This is a genomic window from Myxococcaceae bacterium, assembly GCA_016000045.1.
In the GTDB taxonomy this organism is placed as follows: Bacteria; Myxococcota; UBA727; order UBA727; family JABDBI01; genus AER2-1.
In genome coordinates, this window is the sequence record JAECQY010000001.1 from 1 (window position 1) to 17112 (window position 17112).

General features: G+C 49.5%; 15 protein-coding genes. 5 read left to right on the forward strand and 10 right to left on the reverse strand.

All coding sequences use genetic code 11. The features are described from left to right. Positions 1-589: hypothetical protein (locus I8H75_00005; GenBank protein MBH2005727.1), on the reverse strand; the 589-nt coding region annotated here is incomplete at its 3' end. Between the two features lie 365 nt (positions 590-954). Between I8H75_00005 and I8H75_00010 the strand changes: the two genes are divergently transcribed. Further along, positions 955-3147: an AAA family ATPase gene (locus tag I8H75_00010; protein ID MBH2005728.1), complete on the forward strand. Its 2193-nt coding sequence runs from the start codon at positions 955-957 to the stop codon at positions 3145-3147. Here I8H75_00010 and I8H75_00015 read toward each other — a convergent pair. Together I8H75_00015 and I8H75_00020 are read right to left on the reverse strand one after the other, a co-directional pair. Further along, positions 3144-3581 (reverse strand): hypothetical protein, encoded by a 438-nt coding sequence (locus I8H75_00015; GenBank protein MBH2005729.1) that lies wholly within the window; start codon positions 3579-3581, stop codon positions 3144-3146. The genes I8H75_00010 and I8H75_00015 overlap by 4 nt on opposite strands. 90 nt (positions 3582-3671) lie before the next feature. Beyond that, positions 3672-4910, reverse strand: a complete 1239-nt coding sequence (locus tag I8H75_00020) for a hypothetical protein (GenBank protein ID MBH2005730.1) — start codon at positions 4908-4910, stop codon at positions 3672-3674. A gap of 59 nt (positions 4911-4969) precedes the next feature. Here I8H75_00020 and I8H75_00025 point away from each other — a divergent pair, with 59 nt between their 5' ends. Further along, the gene (locus I8H75_00025; protein MBH2005731.1) at positions 4970-5548 is read left to right on the forward strand and encodes a GNAT family N-acetyltransferase; all 579 of its coding nucleotides are present in this window, start codon (positions 4970-4972) and stop codon (positions 5546-5548) included. On the opposite strand, the gene I8H75_00030 is transcribed toward I8H75_00025, so the two are convergent. The 7 genes from I8H75_00030 to I8H75_00060 are packed head-to-tail and all read right to left on the reverse strand — an operon-like array spanning position 5460 to position 13046. Next, entirely contained in the window at positions 5460-6008 is a 549-nt protein-coding gene (locus I8H75_00030) for a hypothetical protein (protein MBH2005732.1), read from the reverse strand. The genes I8H75_00025 and I8H75_00030 overlap by 89 nt on opposite strands. Continuing rightward, entirely contained in the window at positions 5986-8070 is a 2085-nt protein-coding gene (locus I8H75_00035) for a polysaccharide biosynthesis tyrosine autokinase (GenBank protein MBH2005733.1), read from the reverse strand. The genes I8H75_00030 and I8H75_00035 overlap by 23 nt, the downstream gene beginning before the upstream one ends. 12 nt (positions 8071-8082) lie before the next feature. Beyond that, the gene (locus tag I8H75_00040; protein MBH2005734.1) at positions 8083-8682 is read right to left on the reverse strand and encodes a polysaccharide biosynthesis/export family protein; all 600 of its coding nucleotides are present in this window, start codon (positions 8680-8682) and stop codon (positions 8083-8085) included. Next, positions 8682-9965, reverse strand: coding sequence for an outer membrane beta-barrel protein (locus I8H75_00045; GenBank protein MBH2005735.1), 1284 nt, complete (start codon positions 9963-9965; stop codon positions 8682-8684). Before I8H75_00045 ends, I8H75_00040 begins: the two co-directional genes overlap by 1 nt. Positions 9966-9980: 15 nt before the next feature. Beyond that, a complete protein-coding gene (locus I8H75_00050; protein ID MBH2005736.1) occupies positions 9981-10757 on the reverse strand; it encodes an MBL fold metallo-hydrolase in 777 nt (258 codons plus the stop codon). After that, on the reverse strand, positions 10729-12111 hold the full coding sequence (locus I8H75_00055) for a ComEC/Rec2 family competence protein (protein MBH2005737.1): 1383 nt from the start codon (positions 12109-12111) through the stop codon (positions 10729-10731). The genes I8H75_00050 and I8H75_00055 overlap by 29 nt, the downstream gene beginning before the upstream one ends. A gap of 2 nt (positions 12112-12113) precedes the next feature. Next, positions 12114-13046, reverse strand: coding sequence for a serine/threonine protein kinase (locus I8H75_00060; protein ID MBH2005738.1), 933 nt, complete (start codon positions 13044-13046; stop codon positions 12114-12116). Between the two features lie 56 nt (positions 13047-13102). On the opposite strand from I8H75_00060, the gene aroA reads away from it, so the two are divergent. The 3 genes from aroA to dnaA all read left to right on the forward strand — a co-directional run bounded on the left by aroA (position 13103) and on the right by dnaA (position 17083). Next, positions 13103-14356: a 3-phosphoshikimate 1-carboxyvinyltransferase gene (gene aroA, locus I8H75_00065; protein ID MBH2005739.1), complete on the forward strand. Its 1254-nt coding sequence runs from the start codon at positions 13103-13105 to the stop codon at positions 14354-14356. Beyond that, positions 14353-15555: a 3-deoxy-7-phosphoheptulonate synthase gene (locus I8H75_00070; GenBank protein MBH2005740.1), complete on the forward strand. Its 1203-nt coding sequence runs from the start codon at positions 14353-14355 to the stop codon at positions 15553-15555. The genes aroA and I8H75_00070 overlap by 4 nt, the downstream gene beginning before the upstream one ends. Before the next feature lie 109 nt (positions 15556-15664). After that, the gene (gene dnaA / locus I8H75_00075) at positions 15665-17083 is read left to right on the forward strand and encodes a chromosomal replication initiator protein DnaA (GenBank protein MBH2005741.1); all 1419 of its coding nucleotides are present in this window, start codon (positions 15665-15667) and stop codon (positions 17081-17083) included. Positions 17084-17112 lie beyond the last annotated feature (29 nt).

Sequence of the window (17112 nt, forward strand, 5' to 3'; positions counted from 1 at the left end):
GCGTCTTGTTGTTGAAAACGCGTTCGCTAATTCCCCAAGGAATCCAGGAATCGGGCAAATCTTGACGCACGCCTGCCGGCAAAGGCTCTGGTTGAGGCGGTGGGCCACCGGCGGGAACCAACCGTAGCCCCGGCACCGAATCCTTGGCTTGAGAAGCAGGCAAAGACAACCCACCCGGTGCTGCATCTCGAAGCTCCAGCCCTATCTTCAAAGCTCCTGCCTTCGAACATTTCTCAGGCAGAGACCCCAGCTCGATCAATCGCAAGAGCTCTTCTTCCGCGGCCGAAGCCTCCGAAGCTTTGTCTATTTGACGCAGCCTGTGCATCTTTTGTCGGAGCTCTTTCATGCGCTGGTCCCGCTGGATCATTTGCGCGATGTAGTCGTCACCGATGCGAGTGAGCGGCACCCAAGCCGAACCGAGCGAAAGGGGCTTTACCTCTCGAACGCTGTCTCGAATTTGCCGACCCATTCGAGCCACTTCCGAGTAAGCATCTTGCAACCAAGCTGGGCGATATCCCAGCAGATTCCAAGCGAACAAGTTGGGGGATAAAGCAAAAACAAAGAAAATAGAAACGAAGATTTGATTCATACAAATAAACACTCTCCTCTCATTGACGAGGCCATTCAAAAAACGACTTTCTCTGTTCCTAGACTTTCCACTAAAAATCGTCAATGCTTAAACCGATTGGATCAGGGCAATCGCAAAAGGTGCTAACCGGGCACATAGGTGACACTCTCAAAAAGGAGAGTCACGATAAGCGATTCGTACCGATAACGGAACACCGTTTGCGGGACTCGGGGTAGTCAGGCTTAGTCGTCTATCCATCTGGTGGCTGAAGTTGGGGATTCTCCCTGAGCGCATGGAGCCAAGAAAACCACAAGTATTTGACCAATGGGGTACAAATGCGTTAATCAAGACGGACATCCTGACAAGAGTCGCGAAAAGAGTCGAAAATGTTGAGCGCAGAAGTTGAAGATATTATCCAAGATGCTTTTCAAGAAGCGCACCGACGTAGCCACGATGTGGCGACGGTAGAGCATCTTTTGTACTCTCTCCTGGAAGATCGAGACATTCAGCAGCTTTTGAAAAATTGTCACATTGATCCCAACCCCATTCGGTCTCAGTTGGATCTTTATCTGGATGCGGAGATTGAGAAAGTAAGCTTCGACGAAAGTCGCATCAAAATTGAAGCCAGCCTTGGATTTCAACGTGTCATCGAAAGCGCTACGATTCAAGCTCGTTCTGCCTCGCGCCAATTGGTGTGGCCCTTTCATCTCTTGGTGGCTATCTTTGACGAAAAAGAAAGCCCGGCGCTTTATTTCTTGGCCCAAGCGGGCCTCTCCAGGCTTGAGCTCGTGTCTCATATTGGGGATCCCATTCAAGACGACGAAGAAGACTTTGGAGACGTTTCAAACGCGCTGGAAGCCTTCACCGTCAATCTCACCGACAAAGCCAGGAATGGCGAACTGGACCTTTTGGTAGGGCGCCAGGAAGAGCTGACTCGTACCATTCATGTTTTGCTCCGACGACGCAAAAATAACCCCTTGCTTGTAGGCGAAGCGGGCGTTGGGAAAACAGCGATCGCCGAAGGACTCGCTCAAAAGATTGTCTCAGGCGACGTTCCCAAAGGACTCTTGGACGCTCAGGTGTATTCGCTGGATCTGGGATTGCTGCTGGCTGGGACTCGTTATCGAGGCGATTTTGAAAATCGCTTTAAAGCGCTGATGAAAGCACTTCGAGAAAAACCAGGAGCCATCCTACTGATTGATGAAATACACAATCTGGTCGGAGCGGGCTCTGCTTCCGGCAGTGGACCGGATGCGTCTAATCTCCTAAAACCCATCTTATCGGATGGTCACATTCGTTGCTTAGGCACCACGACATACAAAGAATATCGCACGCACTTCGAGAAAGATCGCGCTTTGGTTCGACGGTTTCAAAGGATTGATGTGGGAGAACCGACCGAAGACGACTGCCTCAAGATACTTCAAGGTCTGAAAGCGCGTTACGAGGAATTTCATGAAGTTCGAATCAACGCCAAAGCCCTTCAAGCCTGCGTGTTGCTCGCGAACCGATATTTGCCGGATCGGCATTTGCCAGATAAGGCCATTGATATCTTGGATGAAGCGGCTGCAGGTCTCAAACTCAAGGCTAAGAAAAATCCGATCGTTTCCGAGCAAGAAATACAAGCGACTGTGGCTCGTATGGCGCAAATACCGGCTAAACAGATCAATCCGGATGATCGAGCCTCTTTGCGAACTCTCGAGCAGCGTTTGAAAAATCTTGTATTTGGCCAAGACAAAGCCATCGAAGAATTGAGCGCTGCGATTAAGCTCTCGCGAGCGGGCCTGAAAGAACCTGAAAAACCGATTGGCTCTTTTTTATTCACAGGACCCAGTGGAGTCGGAAAAACTGAAATTGCGAAGCAATTAGCCAACGAACTCCAGATTGCTTTGATTCGCTTTGACATGAGCGAATACCTAGAGCGTCATGCCATCAGTCGCTTGATTGGAGCTCCACCGGGTTACGTTGGATTCGAGCAAGGCGGCCTGCTCACCGATGCAGTCTACAAAACCCCTCATGCGGTTTTATTGCTCGACGAGATCGAGAAAGCGCATAGCGATGTCTACCATATGCTGTTGCAAGTCATGGACTACGGAAAATTAACGGATAGCAACGGTCGTTCCACGGACTTTCGCCATGTTGTTTTGATCATGACCAGCAACGTGGGCGCTCAGGAATTGGCGCAACTGCGCATTGGATTTGGAGACACCACCAACGTCGGAGCCGATGAAACCGCTTTTAAGCGGCTATTTTCACCAGAATTCCGAAGTCGACTGGATGCTCGCATCTCATTTGAACCCTTAAAACAAGAATCCATGCGCTGCATCGTCGAAAAATTTCTCACCAAGCTCGTCGCACAAGCCCAGGAGCAGAAAGTCAGGCTTGAGATCACAGAGCGAGCAAAAGATTATTTAGCCCAAAAAGGCTACGATCGAGCCCTTGGGGCTCGACCTTTGGCTCGGGTCATCCAAACAGAGATTAAACGACCACTCGCCGAGCTTATCCTGAACGCCGAGTCAGCCGAGCTCCAGGTGAGCGTCGACTTGGACTCTTCAGAGCTTCGACTCAAAACGCTCAATTAGCGATTTGTAGGGTGTTTCAACAAACGACAAGACTCGTTCGCATCGCATCCCAAGTAAGTTCGAAGAACCAATCTGGCTTTCTCGAATTCAATGTCTAGGGACGATGCCCAGGTCTGAAGATTCTTTTTCGTGACGTGACATGCCTCAGAGATGGAACCATGGTTTCGCTGAGCTTCAATATCCGTGTCTAAACATCCGCTATCTGCCAAGAGTTCGATCACCCTTGCATCCATCGTGGCTTCAGCAGACAAAGTTTCATTCGACAACTCCGAGTCTGATGCTTCCTGCCTCGAATCCGGAAGGGCCGCAGGGACTTCGTGAGCAACCGATTGGTCACTGACTGGTCGAGCTTCCAAATTCGTCGCCACTTTGCCATTGTCTGAACCACAAGCAGACAGAAACAATCCCAAGACTAAAAGATATTTCTTATTCATAATTCCTCGAGGGAATAAGTTTATGGGTTCGACAATTAGATGTCAACAGGGCGAAAGAGTGCCTTGTCAGCGGCTCGGGCCACGGAACGTTCAGTTCTTTTCGAAACTTCTTCTCACGGATAAAACAGCCTTGTAACGCTTCACAATCACGACGGCCAAGAGTATCCATGCAAACATCAGCGACATGGCAATGTGCATGACGTAATCTGAAAACTGGATCGAGATTAAGAAAATCATCAAAAGAGCCGCGCTGCTTTTGGCGACTCGGTAGATGAGAATATCAATGAGAGCCTTGCCTTGTGTCTTCTCCAAATGACTCAGAGGAATGTACAACATCTCTTTAGAAGCTCGAAATATCGAGTAGTCAAAACACTTGCTGGTCACTTTCAAAATCGCTGCGGTCAAGAAATGAGGCGACACGATAAAGCTCAGGATAGCAAGTCCAAGCGTGATCGGAATCCCAACAAAAACTCCCCCCGTGCCCAAACTTCCGATCACCATCCCCGAAAAAAACTGTAAAAAGGTAGCGAACACATCAATGACAGCATGCACCTGACCAATCATCCCGGTCCGAGCATTCATTTCAGGATAGGCTATCTCGAGTGCTGCATTGAATTGCAAATCCACTAACGAAATCGATATCTGAACAATGGCGATCAAAAATAGCAGAGGCAACAAGTAGCGACTGTTTCGAACGACCGACAGACTTCCCGCTCCCAATTGCTTCACATCGCTTTTCTTAAAAACAGGCTTGCCTCCAAGTGTTCTTGAAAATGCAAGAGTCAAAATCGTGCAGAGCCCCAAACAAGGCAAAACCCCCAACAAAGCCCATTCCGTTCCGATTCGCATCGAAATAGGACCCACCATCAAATTGACCGCAAACCCGCCCAAGGAACCCATTCCCAACACAATACCATACGACTTTCGCGCGGATCGGATGTTGAACAAGGTATCCGCAAGGCTCCAGAATATCTCCACCAGCAAGATCATATAGACTTCTCGCCAAACGTAGAGGCCATAAACCGCATAAGGAATCTGCATTTTAAAGGCCAATAACCCAAGACACAGGAGAAGAGAGCTGAGAGTCGCGGCTCCTCCTAACAGCGCCAACAGCGAGTAGCGCGCATTGAATCGATTGTAGACCGCCATCGCAACGACTGTCGCGGCAGCGGAAAGCAAAAATACATTGGGAAGCCCCTTCGCACCGTAATGCTCCAGGAAAAGACTGTCGGTTACCGGCCGAGCAAACCCGTAGCTTGCGATAATGCACATTTGCAAAAGCGAAAACTGGAATAGCTTTAACTTGGAGGGTGATAGGTGGGAAGTCACCGTGCTTCTTTAAACAAGCGCGGATTGATTTTCAATGGGCATCCTTTGTAAGCTGAATCATGCCACTGAGTTTGCGAACGCTCACCCTGAAAGACAGCTTTACGCTCTACCACCTGCTTCTCAAAAACAAAGAACACTTAGCACCGTGGTTCGAATGGGCCCATGACATCGGGAGTATCCTCGATTGCACGGAGTTTATTCAGCAATCTCAAAACAGAGACTTTGGTATTTGGAACGACGGTACCATGATTGGAGTGGTGGGGCATCACGCGATCAACTGGCGCCACAAACACGCGGAGATCGGATACTGGATTGCTCAAGACTGGCAAGGAAAAGGGCTGGTCCAGCAAGCAGCCTCTTCGCTCATTGCTTACCTTCTCCATCAATATCAATTAAACCGAATTGAGATTTTGTGCACCGTTCATAACCAAAGAAGCCGCAAATTAGCTGAAAAATTAGGATTCACCTACGAAGGAATCCAACGCGAGGGTTATCTCTTTAGGGACCGCTATTGGGATGTCGCTTGCTATTCCTTGCTCGCTCGAGAGTTTAGAGCCCGAGTTCCGAACGAGTTAATACATCTTCCTTCGATACATCCACAGACACCCCTCGTCCGAGCAATGGAACTTGGACCGTAAGCCGATTTCTTCCATTCGCTTCTTTTTGAACAATCCCCCAAACCCCTTTTAAGCTTCCTTGAGCAATTTGAACTTCGATTCCAGGAACCAAGCAGGCAGTGGGTTCTACCTGCAACCCTGCGAGCGCTAAAACCTTCAGGCTTTCAATCTGTCGAGCAGGGATGCTGGGTGCAATTTGGCCGGATGACAAAGCGCTGAACGAACGACCCACAAAGTCGTAGATCGGTTTCAGCCGAATGATTTCGATGCGCGCTGGTGCGCTAAGTTCTAATCGTACGAACAGATAACCCGGGAACAGAGATTGCTCCAAGCGCTTGACGCGATCGCTCCAGGCTTTGCGCACCACCTGAGTGGGGAGAAACGTTTCTACTCCGTGCTGATTCAGCTCTTCAGAAACGGCTTTTTCTTGACGGATATAAACGGAAAGAGCGTACCACTTAGGTCCCGGACTGTTCGCCATACGAGCTATAATATCGCCCGAACTGGTAATATTTCCCAAAACCATAGACTTCGCTTCTTTGAGGAGAAAAATCGTTCAAAACCGTCCCAAATATCCGAGCACGAGCATCCGTCAGCGCGCGCAAGGTACGAAGCACTGAGGCTCGATAGCTCTCTCCGCTCTTGATCACCAGCAGCGTGCCATCCACTTGAGTGGCTAAGACAATGGGATCGGTGACCGCATTCACAGGAGGAGCGTCAAAGATAATGCGATCGTACTTGGTTTTTAATTTCTCCAATACCTCCCGGAATCGAGCCGTGTGAAGCAGCTCGGAGGGGTTTGGAGGAATGGGACCTGAGGTTAAAACGTCGACATTGGAAATGGAAGTCGTTTGAATCGCACGGGCTAAATCATGCTCTGACACAATTAAATTCGATAACCCTACCTCGTTCGAAAGTTTGAAACTCTGATGAACACGAGGCCTTCTGAGATCGCAATCGACCAGCAGCACACGATTTCCCGCATTCGCCATCGCAATCGACAAGTTAATCGCTGTCGTTGTTTTGCCTTCTCGTTCCGCTGAGGAGGCCACCAACAAAGATTGAAACGGATGATCGGGCGACATAAACAACAAATTCGTTCGAATCCCTCGACAGCATTCCGCCACCGCGCTTTTGGGGTTTGCTAAAGCGTAGAAATCGCGATTGATGATTTCTTCACCCGCAATCGTCGGCAAAACACCCAAGAAAGGAAGCTCGAGGGCGGCCTCAATATCGCTCTGCGTCTTGAAAGTTTGATCCATCAACTCCAACACAAGGGCAATGCCGATCGATAGAAACAAAGCCAGCAGAAGCGATACGACCAAATTGATTCGCCAATTGGGTTGGTAGGGCTTCGGCGGAATCCGAGCTTCATCCATCAAAGACACATTGCTCGATTGCAACATGCTGGTCACATTGATCTCTTTGAGACGATTCGTGACCATATCGTAAAGCTTCGTATTGGTATCGACTTCCCGTTTCAGGCGACCATAGTCATAGCTCAGTTTGTTCAGATGCGTTTCTTGCTCGCGCTGCTCTTGGATGGCATGCTCGAGGCCCATCTCTGTTGTGAGAAGGCTTTGACGATCGCGCTCTAACAGAGCGATGGTATTTTGAACTTCCTCTTGAACGGTTTTCTGAAGCGAGCCCAGCTCCAAATCGACGACTTTTAGTTTAGGGTGATCGGGTAAGTACCTGTGTTCGAGTTCGAGTCGCTTAGCTTTAAGCGCAATCAACTTTGTTTTTAAAGCCCCCATCATGGGCGCATTCTGAACTTCCGACAACGAATCGAGCAGTTTGGGATTCTCAGACACGCGCGCAAGCGCTTGAGCATTGACACGGCCTTCGATCTCTCTGGACTGGATTTCAGCCAATCGAGCCGTGAAAGTACCCATTCGTCCCTTGATCGCATCCATCTGACTCTCAAAGCTTGCATTCAGAATTCCACGCTCTTCCATGAACGCATACAAAGCTTTTTCGGAGTCGTCGAGCTTCTTCTTGAGTGTTTCGTATTGAGCCAAAAGCCAGACTTCAGCCTGTGTAGAGCTTTCTCTTTTTTTCGCTAATTTGTAGTCCAAATAAACTGCTACAACCGTATTCGCCAGTTCAGCTGCGAACTTTGGGTCCCAATGAATCGCATCCACCGAAACCATTCGGGTCTTTTTCTGTGGATTGATGCTAACGTAGGTAGGCAAAAATGCTTCAGGGTTCAAATCCTGGAACTCTTTGCGTTTCCTTAGATTGAGCCGTTCGTAAACTCGATGGGAAATTTGACGGCTTAGCATGGTCAGATATTCTGTCTGGAGATTCGCTTCTTCTGAAAACCAATTGGAGCTCGGTGTGACTTCTTGCAGGCCGGTTAAAATCTGAGGAAGGTTCGGCATCACCACCATCGTAGCCGAAGCTTTATAGAGTTTTTGTGTTCGCGCCGTGTAAATAACTCCCAAGAGAAAGACGGAGATAAAAACCGTCAAACAAAGAGGCCATCGTCTCAAAAGCGATGTCCAATAGCGCTGAAAATCCAAATTTTGCGAAGAATTCACAAGAGGCCTCTTTTAAAAAATGCTCTGAGGAACAAAGATAATGTCTCCAGGAAGAATGGGAATATCGGGAGCTTCGCCTCGGCCCATGTCGGACACTTTTGCTGTGAATCGTATAGACTTTCCGGCGTCAGACCGTGTGACACAGGCTCGATTGGAAGCCGATTGAGCGGTTGTTCCACCCGCTTTCGCAATGGCTCCGATCAAAGTCATGTTTTCCTCGTAGACATAAGGCCCCGGCGATTTCACCTCGCCCAACAGATAAACTTTTCTCGAGTTGGATTGCTGAATCAAGACGGAGACATCGGGATCTCTCAGGTATTTTTTTTGATATTCCAAGGCAATCAAATGAGCCGCCTCTTCCGAAGTCCTTCCCGTCATAGGAAGAAATCCAATCAAAGGCATGCGAATCGAGCCATCGGCACCAATCTGTCGGCTTCCGGATAATTCCGGTTCGTCAAAAATGCGAACTTCGATCACATCTCCAACTCCTAAAACAGCTTTTCGAATGCTAGCGAATTCCGGTTCGACCCTCGCTGAATGGACTCCCGTTCCCTGGTGAACACAGCCTAGAAACCCGCTCATCGCTAAAAAAAGTGACAGAATCGTTTTCATCAATAAACCACCCGAATGAATAAATGAATTTGGTAGCGCGTATAAAGTGATTCAAAAGTACCGCCATCTCCTCGAGCAACCCAACCGGAAGGCCCGAGAATCTGAGCCTCATCCGGATTGCTATTCGTCCATCTCCAAAATCCATCTGCCGCCAGCCCCAAACTGCACGCTTCGTTCATGGCATAGGCCAGACCGAGTTGCGTTTCGACAAAGAAGTCCGTTCGGTTGACCCAATTGGGATCCAGGCGATAATCGATGCTGGAAAGACTGGTATCGGGTTTGCCGTATTCGAATAGGCCGAAACTGGGTTTTAGCGTAAAGCTGTACTTCTGCGCCAGTTTTTGTTCGTAACGAAGCGAAAAATGATGATTCACCGAATCCAAATAAATTGGCGTAGGCGTCATTTTTCGAGAGGCTGAAAGACCCAAGGCAGAGCGCTTCGTGGGGGTCCAAGCCAGCATCGCATCAAAACCGATCGGGAAGAAGGTCGAAGCCAAAGACCTGTCTTTAGTTCGAAGCAAAATCCGTGAAAAGGAGGCACTGCTGGATAAAACCAACTGTTCCGTGATGCGACCGCTGAGCCCAAGACCCAGGTGAAGAGGGTTTGTCGTGACCCCTACTTGGTTGCTGTCGACGGATCCAAAAAAGCCATATCCCCCTTCCAAAAATACGGCTGTTTTGGGTAAAAACTGCCACGCCAGTCGACTGGAAAGCCCATACGACTGGTTATTTAAGATTCTAGGTTGAGTCGTTTTTGCGCCCAATGAAATGCTTGGATACCCCTGAGCTTGGTAGTCTCCTTGAACGGTCCAGGCTAATTTTCCACTGCCAGGGCGCCAAGTTTCCCCCACGGATAGTTTTCCGGTGAGGTTGGTCATATTTCCAACAAACAGTTCTCCCAAATTTCGAGAAGCCATGACGCCGCCACGGCTAAAAATGGAGAATTGAGCATTCGGATGATAGCTGCTTGCAGCTTCCACCTTCCCCGAAAAAACCAAAAATCCTGGATTATCCCCGAGGCCCATCAACCAAGCTAAAGTCGTCGCTCCTGCCGCCTCCAACACCAAGCGTTTGCTTTGGTTTGCGAAGGAGAAGGTTGGCGTCATCCGAAACAGAATGTCACTCGTCGATTTTCCTGCGCGTTGAGCATCGGTTTTAGAGTAAGGATTCGTGTTATACCCCAAACCAGCCTCCAGCGAAATCATCGGTTTTTGCCCTGAAGTTCCTTGAGCCCACCTAGGGCCCGCTCCCACAAGCATCCCCAAGATGCTGATGTACTTCAAAAGCCTAGGCATCATTCACCGATACGAGCGAAGTTCCATCTCATGCTGGCTCATCCAAACCCGCACTTCTCCATTGACCCCTGTGTCCCAGACTCGAGCTCCTGAATTTTTCCACCGCAACACCACCTCCGCATGGGGGAAACCAAATTGATTTCCAGGCTGCGTGCAAAAAACAACCTCACTGGGTCGAACTTGCCGAACCAGGTGTTCAGAAGACGAGCTTCGAGAACCATGGTGTGGAACCTTCAGCACTTGGGCATGCCACTGAGCGTTCGCCTGCTGTTCCACTGCGGCTTCCAGATCGCCCGGCATCAAGACGCTATTTTGACCCCATGAAATTTTCATCACGATGCTATTGTTGTTCGTTGACCAATTTGGATTTAGCTTTTGAGGAGCCAGCACCTCAATCGCTGCATCGCCGATGGGGTGAACGCCAAAAATCTCAGGCAACATGCGAATGCGAGTCCCCTGACGCCGGGCCAAGTTCGTGATTCGCTGGATCATGGGGTGATCCAGCGAAAACCCAGTGTGCCACAATTCTTGAACCGGCATCTGTTCTAAAACGTAGAGAAGCCCCAAAGCATGATCCAGGTCAGGATGCGACAAAACCATCAGATCCACCTTCGAAATATTTTTGCGCCTTAGCTGTCGGATCAATCCTTCTTCGCTGGGCCCGCCATCCACAATCGCGATATAGCCATTCGGAAAACGAAAAAGCGTCGAGTCCCCTTGACCAATCGCTAGGAAAATCACTTGCAAAGCCTTACGAGTTCGTATGCTTTCCTGGATCACCGGCCATAAAAAACAAGCTAATACCCAGCAAAGAGCCAACAACTTGCCAGGGAGCCGGCGCTTCCAAGTACCAATAGCCTCCCAAATAATCTCCCAAACCTTCACACAGTGCCTCAATCATCCCTGCAAACATCGCTGCGCTGGATACAAATCCCAAAAGCGCTAAAAGAATCGCTGGCGTTTGTAAGAACAAGGCGACTGGAACCAAAATCCAGTTGGCCACAATGCCGCCGATCGCTAAAGCTCCGAAGTAGTAAGCGGAAAGAGGCAAGGTCATCACTCCAGCTCCCAGCATCCCGCCGACTAGAATTCCGTAAATCGCTAAATAAGACAGGGTAAAGCTCGGGTCCAAAACGGATTCTGGCCACAGAAACACCGAGATCCAACCCGCTAGGCCAAAAGCATCCCAGAGACTCACGGACCGTTCACCCAGCAAACCGACTAAAAGACTCGAACTCATCAAAGCCGCTCGCACAGTGGAGGCCGAGCAACCCGATAATAATACAAAACTCCAAATAGCCGACAGGCTGAAGATTGCGGCTGGACAACTCGCCCACGATCGTCTACCAATGGCCGGGATCAGCAGCAAAATCCCTCGCAAAATCACAAAAAACAAAAACGACAGACCGCTGACTTGAAGCCCACTCACCGCCAATAAGTGCCCTGCTCCCACACGCTGGTAAATTTGCTTTTGCTCGTTCGAGAATAAGGCTGTATCGCCAATCATCAAAGCCAGCAAAACAGCGGCGTAGCGTGGATTTCCCGCCTCTTGAATCCGATTTCTGAGTTTTTGCCGCTGCTGACTCCAAAAGTTGGCCTCGGCATGAGTTTGCAGCACCTGAACTTTGAAGGGGTTGGAAACCCGAAGGTATCCATCCAAATGACGGGCCAAGGCAAACCAATACCCATCCAAGTCTCCAGGGGCCAAAGCGTGTTGTGGAGGGTGAACCACTCCCCACAACGCTAAGCGATCCCCGACGAAAACAGGTTTTAGAGCCGCTCCCTCTCTCAAAGAGACTTGGAGACGATAGCCCCGATCGCTGCGAAACCAAATTCGCCTTCCGTCTTCCAGGGTGTCGAACACTTCTTCCACAATTCCATCGATTCGTTCGTATTGTTTGGGTAGACGGCTCAAGCGATCCTCAAATTCGATCCGCCGATGCTGAGATTGAAAGCCACAAAGACCCCCAATACCGAGGATGAGAGCGAAGGCTCTCAAAGTTCTGGGGAGATTGAAGAGACCTAGAAGGCCCGATAAAGCGGCCAAAATCCAGCCATACGAAGGAATCTGAAGCACAAAACCCCCGTAGGTTCCAACAAGCGCGATCACAAAAATGAGAAAGCTCGGGGCCATGCTTACCAACAAAGGCCGAGGAAGTCGAAAGCAAGAGCCCCCATGGCGGCAATCACTTCCACACTGGCTTTTCGTTGAATTCGAGTGGATTCAAACAACCCCCAGGGCGCTGGCTTTGGCAAGGCAAGAAGGTACTGAACCACCTCCTCCTGAGTAGCCAATTGCCGAGCCTGCAAACCATACTGCAACAGCGCTTGCTGAAATTCCAGCGCAGACTGAAATCTTTGCGCACAGTCTCGTGCCAGCGCCTTTTGAAGAATCGCCTTCAGTGTAGCGCTCAGAAATTCGGGAAATTCAATCGAGCATTCATCGATCGCTTTAAGCGTCAAAAAATCGGTTTCGCGTTTGAAGAGCCTTTGACGAGTCAATAGCTCATAAAAAATCACCCCCATCGAAAACAAATCGCTCTGAATGCTCAGGCTTTTTCCAGCAGCCTGCTCGGGAGACATATAGGCGTACTTCCCTTTCAAGACTCCCGTGTTTGTATGCTCGGTGTAGCGTTCGCGTTTGGCAATTCCAAAATCGAGTAATTTAACCACACCGCTGTCGCTGAGCATCCAGTTCTGAGGCGATATATCGCGATGAATGATCTTTTCACCGTGAACCAGCGAAAGTGCCTGCAAGGCTTCCACGAACAAATAATTGACAACCGATTGCGGGATATAATACTGAGAAAGAACCCGCCAATCGAGCCCTTCAACGTATTCCAGGACCGCAAAATGCGGACCTCGTTCGATCACGCGGACAATTCGTTCGGATGAAAACGTCGACATGAGTTCGAATTCATGGACAAACATGCGTCGATAATCCCGATCGGACTCCCACTGAGGCAATATTTTTTTCAGCACCACTCGACGATTGCCGGCATCCCGAGCTAAATAAACCTCGGCCATTCCTCCTGCAGCGATCTTGCGTTCGATTTGATAAGTTTCCACGGAAAATCCAACAAAGCAAGGTTGGCAGCTTCTTCCAATTGCGATAAGTTCAACCGATGCCGTTGAGAGGGAAGCTGCAACTGCCCGGAGATAAATCAATTTCTCACCGCGCTCTGGTACTGGCCGCACTGGCCGAGGGGACTTCGTGTTTTAAAAACCTATCCAGCGGTTTGGACGTACGCTCTACCCTGCACTGCCTTCGATCCTTAGGGGTGGAAATCAAACTTCATCAAACCCTCGCACACGTGAAAGGAGTCGGCCTTTGGGGGCTCAAAAGCCCGACTCGCGCTCTGGATTGTGGGAATTCAGGAACGACTCTGCGCTTTTTAGCGGGTCTTTTGAGCCATAGCTCTTTTCAATCGACTCTGATCGGAGATGAATCGCTGTCCAAACGACCGATGAGACGCGTGGCAGACCCCTTGCGAGCGATGGGAGCCAATTGGGAGCTTCGGGATGAAAATTTTGCTCCAATCCTCATCAAACCCTCCCGTTTGCAAGGAACAAGCCTTCGTTTGGACATCCCAAGCGCTCAAGTCAAATCGGCTTTGTTGCTGGCTTCGCTTGGCATTGAAGGCCAAAACCGTCTCTTCGGACAGCTTCAGAGTCGCGATCATACAGAAAGATTGCTCGCTCACTTGGGTGCGAAAATCAAAATCGAATCGGATCAAATAAGCCTCGAAGGCGGACACCGTTTAGAGGCCCAAACCTTGTTCATCCCGGGCGATCTTTCCAGCGCTTCTTTTTGGATCACGGCCGCAACATTGATCCCCGGCTCCGAACTCCTTTTGGAAGACGTGTCTTTGAACCCAAGCCGCCTGCATTTCATCCACACTTTGCGGAAAATGGGCGCATGGATTGAAATTTTGGAGCAAAGCTCCGCCATCGAGCCCTTTGGAACCATCCGAATTCGATCCGCTCAGCTTCAAGCTTGCTCGATCGGCCCCGAAGACATCCCCGCGTTGATTGACGAAATACCCGCGCTTGCCATGGCATTCACGCAAGCGCACGGGCTCAGTGAAGTCACAGGAGCCGCAGAGCTTCGCTATAAAGAAAGCAACCGTCTTCAAGCCATTGCGCTGAATTTAGAATCCATGGGAGTACGGGTTGATCGCAGTGAAAATGGCTTTCGGATCCAAGGTCCTCAGCCTCTGCAAGGATCTCGGATTCAGACCTTCGGCGATCATCGAATCGCGATGGCTTTCACCATCGCTTCTTTGATCGCCAAAGGCCCGACTTACTTGGACAACACGCGCTGTGTTGCGGTTTCTTATCCTCAATTCTTTGAAGATCTGGAGCAATTGACTTCATGATGGATTGGACACCCCAGAGTTGGAGACATCAACGCATTCGCCAAATACCAGAATATCCCAATCAGGAAGAACTTCAGGGCGTTGTCTCTCGTTTAAAAACCTACCCTCCAATCGTTCAACCGAGAGAGTCCCAACAGCTCAGCCGCCGGCTTCGTGAAGTTTGCGAAGGCAAAGCTTTTCTTTTGCACGGGGGAGACTGCGCGGAAAGCCTTGATCGTTTTTCTCAGTCTGTCTTGCAAGCCAACATGCGTGTTCTCTTACCAATGGCCACGATGCTTGCTTGTGCCATGAATAAGCCCGTTCTCAAGATAGGCCGTTATGCAGGGCAATGTGCGAAGCCTCGCTCTCAGGAGTCAGAAATTCGAAACGAGATCTCTTTGCCTTCATACCGGGGAGATTTGATCAATGGATTTGAATTCGATCCCCTCGCTCGAACACCCGATCCCAAACGCATGGAAAAAGGTTACTTTTTCTCAGCCGCCACTTGGAACATCCTCAAATCCCTGACGCATGGAACCGAGTTCTACACCTCTCATGAGGCTTTGCTGTTACCTTACGAAGAAGCGCTCACGCATCAAGACTCGAGCACTCCCAACGCTTGGTTCGATGGCTCCGCGCACTTTCTTTGGGTGGGCGAGCGAACGCGCCAGCTGGACAGTGCTCATATCGAATTCTTGCGAGGCATTTCCAATCCCATCGGAATGAAATTCAGCTCCGAGATCACAGGCGATGAGTTGTGCCAATTGATTGAAACGCTGAACCCTCAAAATCAAAAAGGGCGTCTTACTTTAATTGCCCGATTTGGGCACGATAAGATCGCTGAATCGCTTCCAAGTCTGATTCAAGCGGTCAAGCATTCAGGGTATCACGTGATCTGGTGCTGTGATCCCATGCATGGGAATACACAAACGACTCCCAGGGGTTACAAAACACGTTTCTTTCAAGACATTTTATCGGAGGTTCAACAATTTTTTTCGATCCATCAGCATGCGGGAACGTACGCAGGCGGTGTCCATGTTGAGATGACAGGCAGTCCTGTGATCGAGTGCCTGGGAGGAGATCAAGCGATCACGGAAGAAGAGCTGGGAGAAGGCTTTTACGAAACGCTTTGCGATCCTCGACTGAATGCCAATCAAGCTCGGGAGCTTGCTCGCAGATTGATCCTGCAAACCGGCCATCCGATCAAGCCCCCTTGGTGAAAAAAGGTCAAAATATTATTTTTTTTCCTATTTATTTAGAGAGTTGGAACGATCTAGAAAATCCGACCTTGCCTAACCATTTCCGTTGCTGATACACCCACTGGGACCTATGGTAGCGATCCAAGAATTTGAGACCCAACCGGCTGACGCGTTCAGCGAAACCCTGCAAATCTTAAAACGCAGGCTCAGCCTGTTTGTTTGGCAAGGCTTCTTTGAACCCTTGCATTTTGTCTCTTTGGAACACAATACGCTCACCGTATCGGCACCCTCTTCCTTCCACCGAGATTGGATACAGAACCACTACTTAGTGGAACTTCAGGAAAGCGCCGCTCAGGGTTTTCATCGATCGATTGCGGTCAAGATCATCGAACAGGCTACGAAAGCCCAAAATTCCAGCTTTGGCGCTTCTCAAACGCCCAGTTCCCTCCCCCAATCGATCTCGCCTCTGAAAGCGCCTCGACTTGGTTTTGAGACAAACCAAGCCCCCATTATCCTGGAATCTTCTTTACTGAACCCGAATCACACCTTGGATTCCTTTGTGATGGGTCCTTCCAATCAAATGGCCTACACGGCTTGCGATGCCGTCGCTCGCGAGCCAGGCGCTCAATACAGCCCACTTTTCTTATTTGGACCGGTGGGGATTGGAAAAACCCATCTGATCCAAGGAATCGGTCTTTACGCTCTGCAAAAAAATCCCAACGCTCGCATTCTCTACATGAGTGCCGAACAGTGGGTGAATGCCTATATCTTTGCGATTCGTGAAAAACGATTTGACGCATTTCGAAAAAAATTTCGCAATGACTGCGATATCTTGCTCATTGACGATATCCAGTTTTTAGCCGGAAAAGATGCGAGTCAAGATGAGTTTTTCCACACCTTTAATTGCCTGCACCAGGCACACAAACAGATTGTGGTTACCTCCGATAAGTACCCTCATGAAATCGAAGGACTTGAAGAAAGATTGCAAACGCGTCTTTCTTGGGGTCTTATCGCAGACATTCGCCCTCCTGAAATCGAAACCCGAATGGCCATCTTAGACCGAAAAGCCAAAAGCTGTGGTTTTGAACTTCCCAAAGAAGTTTGCCACTATTTGGCTTCTCAGATCACCACATCTGTCCGAGAATTGGAAGGTGCACTCATTCGCCTGACCGCTTTTCTGTCCGTCACCAAATCTCAACTCACCGTTCAAGCAGCGAAAGAGTACCTGTCTCCTGTATTTCGTAGAAGCACAGGGGCTTTATCGGCAGAAAAAATCTGCGATCACGTAGCCGCTTATTACGATCTTAAATCGGTTGAACTCAAAGGCCAAAGCCGTCAACGTCAAGTGACACTCGCTCGTCAGATTGCTATGACCCTGTGTCGAAGCATGATGGCTTTTAGCTTACCTGAAATTGGCCGCTTCTTTGGAGGCCGAGATCACACAACCGCCTTATCCTCGATTCGTAAAATCAACGAGATGAAAGAGAGTGATATCAGCCTTCAAACCGTACTCAGCAAACTCGAGAAAAGTCTGCTCGAATCTTGTTAGCTTTCGAAAATTGCAAAAAGGCCTTCCGA

Coding starts and splice junctions, on each gene's coding strand:
- dnaA (MBH2005741.1), top strand. CDS start 15,665: ATGGTAGCGATCCAAGAATTTGAGACCCAACCGGCTGACGCGTTCAGC.
- I8H75_00040 (MBH2005734.1), bottom strand. CDS start 8,682: ATGAAAACGATTCTGTCACTTTTTTTAGCGATGAGCGGGTTTCTAGGC.
- I8H75_00025 (MBH2005731.1), top strand. CDS start 4,970: ATGCCACTGAGTTTGCGAACGCTCACCCTGAAAGACAGCTTTACGCTC.
- aroA (MBH2005739.1), top strand. CDS start 13,103: ATGCCGTTGAGAGGGAAGCTGCAACTGCCCGGAGATAAATCAATTTCT.
- I8H75_00030 (MBH2005732.1), bottom strand. CDS start 6,008: ATGGCGAACAGTCCGGGACCTAAGTGGTACGCTCTTTCCGTTTATATC.
- I8H75_00070 (MBH2005740.1), top strand. CDS start 14,353: ATGATGGATTGGACACCCCAGAGTTGGAGACATCAACGCATTCGCCAA.
- I8H75_00015 (MBH2005729.1), bottom strand. CDS start 3,581: ATGAATAAGAAATATCTTTTAGTCTTGGGATTGTTTCTGTCTGCTTGT.
- I8H75_00010 (MBH2005728.1), top strand. CDS start 955: ATGTTGAGCGCAGAAGTTGAAGATATTATCCAAGATGCTTTTCAAGAA.
- I8H75_00055 (MBH2005737.1), bottom strand. CDS start 12,111: ATGGCCCCGAGCTTTCTCATTTTTGTGATCGCGCTTGTTGGAACCTAC.